The sequence below is a fragment of the Micromonospora sp. NPDC004336 genome (assembly GCF_053602615.1).
Window position 1 is genome coordinate 1 of sequence record NZ_JBSGDY010000295.1, and the last position, 4,134, is coordinate 4,134.

Here is a 4,134-nt window from a genome sequence, read left to right on the forward strand (position 1 = left end):
GAACGCGGCCAGCCGCCCGACCTCATCGGTCGACCCGGCATCGTGCACACTGATCACCAGACAGCCCTTGGTTTGCGGCCTCACGCGGCCCCGGCGGTGCGGAGTCGCTCGCGGCGCGCGGGCTACGCGGTGCGGGCGCGGCGGCTGGGCGAGTCGAACCGGCCGGCGCGGATCTCGCGCAGCGCACGGCGGCGGGTGTCGCCGCGCAGGGTGTCGACGTAGAGGCGGCCGGCCAGGTGGTCGGTCTCGTGTTGCAGGGCCCGGGCGAGGAAACCGCTGCCCGCGATGGTCAGCGGTTCGCCGTGCTGGTCGAAGCCGTGGGCGGTGGCGTGCAGCGCCCGGCTGGTCGGGAAGTAGAGGCCGGGAATGGACAGGCAGCCCTCGTCGTCGTCCTGCGTCTCCTCCGACAGCTCCAGCGTCGGGTTGACCAGGTGGCCGCGGTGGCCGTCGGCGTCGTAGACGAAGACCTGGGCGTTGACGCCGATCTGCGGGGCGGCGACGCCGGCGCGGCCGGGCGCCCCGAGCAGCGTGTCCATCAGGTCGGTGACCAGGGCGCGCAGTTCGGCGTCGAAGCTGGTGACCGGCTCGCTCGGGGTGCGCAGCACCGGGTCGCCGATGATCCTGATGGGCCGCATCGTCATGTCGGAAAGGTTATCCGTCGCCGGTCGAGGCGGCGGCGCCCGGGCGGCCGGCCACGAGCACCTCGATGCCGTCGAGGATGCGGGCCAGCCCGAACTCGAACGCGCGGGCGGGATCGGTGGCGGCCTGGTATTCCTGGCCGGCGGCGGCGCCGACCCGGGCGGCGACGGGATATCGGCGCGGGTCGAGGGCCCGCTCCAGGTAGGGGGCGTGGGCCTGCCACCACTGCTGCTCGGTCATGCCGGTGTGGGCGGCGGCCTGGGCGGCCTCCACCGCGCTGCGTACGGCGCCGTGGACGTACCCGGAGACGAGGGTGACGACGGCGTCCATCTCCAGGTCGGTCAGGCCGATGCCGTCGACGGCGCGCAGCTCGTACTCGTAGCGGGCGATGACGTTGGGCCCGAGCGGGGGGCGGGTGGTGGCGACCTGCAGCAGCCAGGGGTGGCGCAGGTAGAGCGCCCAGGTCTCGCGGGCGACGTGTTCGAGGCGGCCGCGCCAGCCGCCGGGCACGTCGTCGGGGCGGGCGGTCTCGCCGTAGACGGTGTCGAGCATGACGTCGAGCAGTTCGCCCTTGCCCGGGACGTACGTGTAGAGGGACATGGTGCCGACGCCGAGGCGCTCGGCGACCCGGCGCATGGACAGGGCGGCCAGGCCCTCGGCGTCGGCGACCTCGATGGCGGCGCGGACGATCCGGTCGACCGACAGGTCGGGTCGGCCCCTGCGGCTGGCGCGTTCGCGGGTGCGCCAGAGCAGGGCGAGGCTGCGCGCGGGATCGCCGGTGCCGCTGTACTCCGTCGTCATGCCCCGGAACTCTACCGTGCGCCGTACCGTATGGTGTACCGTACGGCGTACGAAAACGAGGGACGGGGGCGCGGATGCACGGGAACGGACCGGCCGTCGAGGCCGAGGGACTACGCAAGCGCTACGGCGGCACCGAGGCCCTGGCCGGCCTCGACCTCACCGTGCCGGCCGGCACGGTCTGCGGGCTGCTCGGCCGCAACGGGGCGGGCAAGACCACCGCGGTGCGGGTGCTGAGCACCCTGCTGCGGCCCGACGCCGGCACCGCCCGGGTCGCCGGCGCCGACGTGCGCCGCCACCCCGAACGGGTCCGCGCCCGCATCGGGCTGGTCGGCCAGCACGCCGCCGTCGACGAGGTGCTCAGCGGCCGGCAGAACCTGGTGCTGTTCGGCCGGCTGCACCACCTCGGCCGCGCCCGGGCCCGCGCCCGGGCCGCCGAACTGCTCACCCGCTTCGACCTGACCGACGCCGCCGACCGGCCCGTCGGCACGTACTCCGGCGGAATGCGCCGCCGGCTCGACCTCGCGGCCAGCCTGATCCTCGACCCGCCGGTGCTCTTCCTCGACGAGCCCACCATCGGCCTGGACCCGCGCGCCCGGGCGCAGGTGTGGGACGCGGTGCGCGGGCTCGTCGCCGACGGCACCACCGTGCTGCTGACCACGCAGTACCTGGAGGAGGCCGACCAGCTCGCCGACAGCATCCGGGTCGTCGACGCCGGCCGGGTCGTCGCCGACGGCACCCCCGACGAGCTGAAGGCCGCGCTCGGCGGCGACCGCATCGACGTGGTGCTGCCCCGCGCCGACGACCTGACGCCGGCCGCCCGCGCCGTGGGCGCCGCCGTCGGCGCGGCCCCGCAGGTCGACCCGGCGGCCCTGCGCGTCAGCGTGCCCGTCACCGGGCGGGTCGCCGCGCTGGCCGCCGTGCTGCGGGCCCTCGACGACAGCGGGCTGACCGCCGCCGACATCGCGGTACGCCGCCCCACCCTCGACGAGGTGTTCCTGCGCCTTACCGGCGACGACTCCCCCACCGCCCGCCCCGCCGAGGAGAAGGTGACCGCATGAGCACGACCGCCCACCCGCTGCCGCACCGCCTGCGCTGGACCGTCGCCGACGGCGTCACGCTCACCGGCCGGGCGCTGGCGCACTGGGTCCGCCAGCCCGCGCAGGCGATCGTCGGGCTGCTGTTCCCGGTGCTGCTGGTGCTGATGTTCGCCTACCTCTTCGGCGGCGCGATGAGCGTGCCCGGCGGCGGCGACTACCGGGAGTTCCTGCTGCCCGGCATGTTCGCCATGACGATGGCCTTCGGCATCGAGTCCACGTACGCGGCCGTGGCCACCGACACCGCCCGCGGCGTCACCGACCGGTTCCGGTCCCTGCCGATGGCCCCCTCGGCCGTGCTCACCGGCCGGGCCACCGCCGACCTGCTGCACTCCGCCGTCGGACTGGCCGTCATGCTCGCCTGCGGCGTCGCCGTCGGCTGGCAGTGGCGCGCCGGCGCCGGCGCCGCCCTGGCCGCCGTCGGGCTGCTCCTGCTGCTGCGCTTCGCCCTGATCTGGGTCGGCATCCACCTGGCGCTGGTGCTACGTAAACCCGAGTCGGTGGTGGTGCTGCAGATCCTCGTCTGGCCCGTGGGGTTCACCTCCAACGCCTTCGTCTCCCCCGACACCATGCCCGGCTGGCTCGCCGCGCTCGCGCAGTGGAACCCGCTGTCGGCCACCGTCGCGGCCTGCCGGGAACTGTTCGGCAACCCCGGCTGGGGCGGCGAGTCGTTCGCCGCGCAGCACGCCGTCGCCCTCGCCGTGGCGTGGCCGCTGCTGCTGATCGCCGTGTTCCTGCCCTTGGCGATACGCCGCTACCGCGGGCTCGGCAGGTGACCCGACGGACCGCCCCCGTCCCGGTCCGCGCCGCCCCCGGGCCCGACGCCACCCACCGACGGGTCCGCGCGACGACCCGCGCCGCGCACCCTCATCCGGAAAGGACGCCCGTGCCGATCGGCTCCCACGCCGTCACGTTCAGCCCCGCCGACCCGCCCCGCGCCGGGGTGCTGCTCGTCTGGTCGCCCGGCGGCGGGCCCCCGCCCGAGGGGCCCGGCGAACCCGTCGAGGCGACGCTGGCCACGCCGCCGCACGGGCGCCCCACGCCGGTGCCCGCGCTGCGGATCCCGACGCGGGACGCCGTACCGCTGCTGCTCGCCGCCGCGGCCACCGACCCGGCGGCCGCGTTCTGGGCCGCCGCCACCCGGGAGGCCCTGCACCTGGCCACCCGCGGCCTGCTGCTGCCGGCGGTGACCGCCGCCGGCCACGACGCGTGGCGGGTCGGGCCGCTGACCGCCGACGACGAGGCCCGGCACGCGCGGCTCGCCGCCGCGATGCCCGCCACCGCCCGCGCGACGCCGGTACCGGGGCGCAACCCCACCTGGCTGCCCGACCCGGCGCGGCTGCTGCGCGACTTCCTCGACGCCGTCGCCGACACCCTGCCCCGCGACGACGCGGCCACCGACGCGTGGTCGGCGCCGGCCCCCGTCGCCGTCGGGCGGCTGCGCGACTGGGCCGCCCGGGTCGCCGCCCACGCTGACGCCGCCGTACGGCTGTCGCTGCGCCTGGAACACCTCGACACCTCCGACGCGCCGTGGCGGCTGGTGGCGCAGGTGCACCGCCCCGCCGCGCCGGGGCTGGTCACCGACGCCGCCGCCCTGTGG

General features: G+C 76.6%; 4 protein-coding genes and 1 pseudogene. 3 read left to right on the top strand and 2 right to left on the bottom strand.

The window, feature by feature from the left end; genetic code table 11:
• Positions 1 to 122: 122 nt before the first annotated feature.
• Together def and ACWENR_RS29905 are read right to left on the bottom strand one after the other, a co-directional pair.
• On the bottom strand, positions 123 to 641 hold the full coding sequence (gene def, locus ACWENR_RS29900; protein WP_452280291.1) for a peptide deformylase: 519 nt from the start codon (positions 639 to 641) through the stop codon (positions 123 to 125).
• Between the two features lie 10 nt (positions 642 to 651).
• Positions 652 to 1,440 carry a TetR/AcrR family transcriptional regulator gene (locus ACWENR_RS29905; protein WP_452280292.1) on the bottom strand — a complete coding sequence of 263 codons (789 nt, stop codon included), beginning with the start codon at positions 1,438 to 1,440 and terminating at the stop codon, positions 652 to 654.
• 74 nt (positions 1,441 to 1,514) lie between these two features.
• Here ACWENR_RS29905 and ACWENR_RS29910 point away from each other — a divergent pair, with 74 nt between their 5' ends.
• From ACWENR_RS29910 to ACWENR_RS29920, 3 genes and pseudogenes are all read left to right on the top strand, one after another.
• The gene (locus ACWENR_RS29910; RefSeq protein WP_452280293.1) at positions 1,515 to 2,498 is read left to right on the top strand and encodes an ATP-binding cassette domain-containing protein; all 984 of its coding nucleotides are present in this window, start codon (positions 1,515 to 1,517) and stop codon (positions 2,496 to 2,498) included.
• The gene (locus tag ACWENR_RS29915; RefSeq protein WP_452280294.1) at positions 2,495 to 3,310 is read left to right on the top strand and encodes an ABC transporter permease; all 816 of its coding nucleotides are present in this window, start codon (positions 2,495 to 2,497) and stop codon (positions 3,308 to 3,310) included. Before ACWENR_RS29910 ends, ACWENR_RS29915 begins: the two co-directional genes overlap by 4 nt.
• A gap of 110 nt (positions 3,311 to 3,420) precedes the next feature.
• Positions 3,421 to 4,134, top strand: a pseudogene (locus tag ACWENR_RS29920) (ATP-dependent helicase); the annotation flags it as partial.